The organism is Streptomyces litchfieldiae, assembly GCF_031845365.1.
Taxonomy (GTDB): domain Bacteria; phylum Actinomycetota; class Actinomycetes; order Streptomycetales; family Streptomycetaceae; genus Streptomyces; species Streptomyces litchfieldiae.
The window spans coordinates 1-1293 of record NZ_JAVREL010000061.1 but is presented as its reverse complement, the minus strand read 5'-3'; the positions used below and the strand labels follow the sequence as shown (position 1 = coordinate 1293).

Annotated in this window: 1 protein-coding gene; it reads right to left on the bottom strand. The window is 67.1% G+C overall.

The features are described from left to right. Positions 1-109: 109 nt before the first annotated feature. The gene (locus RM590_RS35375) at positions 110-1273 is read right to left on the bottom strand and encodes an RNA-guided endonuclease InsQ/TnpB family protein (protein ID WP_311708921.1); all 1164 of its coding nucleotides are present in this window, start codon (positions 1271-1273) and stop codon (positions 110-112) included. Between the last annotated feature and the right edge of the window lie 20 nt (positions 1274-1293).

The window sequence follows — 1293 nt, the reverse complement described above, 5'->3', positions numbered from 1 at the left end:
CGGTCAAATTCTCGGCCCTGAAGGGGACCGAGCTTGTTGGCTCGGTCGGGAGGGCGTTGATTGCAAGTGGAGCGCGGCTGGCTGCGGCGTGGTTCCCCTGCGTCCGGAACTAGCGTGTGCTGGTTCTGGGGCGATTGACTGCGCCCCGCTGCCACACAGCGTCCGCGCGGTGGCGGATGGTGCGGGAGCCGTTGTGGTCCGCGTGCAGCACGATCCCGCAGGAGCGGCACACGAACCGTGCCTGGGTCACCCGGTTGGTGCGGTGGGTGTGCCAGCACTCCGAGCACTGGCGGGAGGTGTTGCGCGGGTCCACGTGGACCACGGGCACCCCCGCCCGCCGTGCCTTGTACTCGACGAACGCGCCGAGCTGGGCGAACGCCCAGGAGTGCAGTCGTGCCCGCTGGTCCTTCTTGGCCGTAACCCTCTGCCGGATACCCGAGAGGTCCTCCAGGGCGATCCCGCGCGAGGTGCGTTCAGCGGTGGCGACGAGCTTCTTGGCGATGATGTGGTTGGTGTTCGCGGCATGCCGCGCCTCACGGCGACGGACACGCTTCAACGCCCGCTTCGCGGACTTGGTGCGTTTCTTCTGCAGCTTGCACCGCAGGTCACGATGACGCTTGCGATACCGGTCAAGCCTGCGTCCGGCCATGATCTCGCCGTCCGAGGTGGTGGCGATGTTGACGATCCCGAGATCCACGCCGAGGAAACCGTCCGGCTCGTACACCTCGGGCTCCGGCACGTCGATGGTGGCGATGAGGAAGAACATGCCCTCCCGCATCACCAGGTCCGACTCCCCCTTACGGGAGGCCAGCAGCTTCATCGCCTCGGCGGAACAGACGAACGGGATGTGCTTGATACGCCCCGCGACCGTCCAGATCGACACCGTGCGGGCATCGAGGTTCCACGTCAGGATGCGGTCATCGAACGGCTGAGCCGCGTCCTCACGGAAGACGACCGGCTTCGACTCCGCCCGGCGGCGGCGCCTGGACCCCTCGCGGCCCAGGTTCCCGGCCTTGATGTTGCCCTTCAGGGTGGCGTAGGCGTCACACACCTTCGTCACCACCCGCACAGCGGGCTGAGCACCGAGATCGTAGTCCGCCTTGAGGGCGAAGTAGACCTCCTTCTGCAACACGTTCCGCCGCTTGAGGTCCCTGGCGAACGCCACCTCAGAAGCATGGTTCGCGGCCCGGTTGCAGGCACGCAGGGTCGCCGCCAGTGCGTCCGCGTCATGGGCGGACGCGGGCAACAACTTCACCTGCGCGACGATCTTCACGCAGAACACGCCAGTACGAC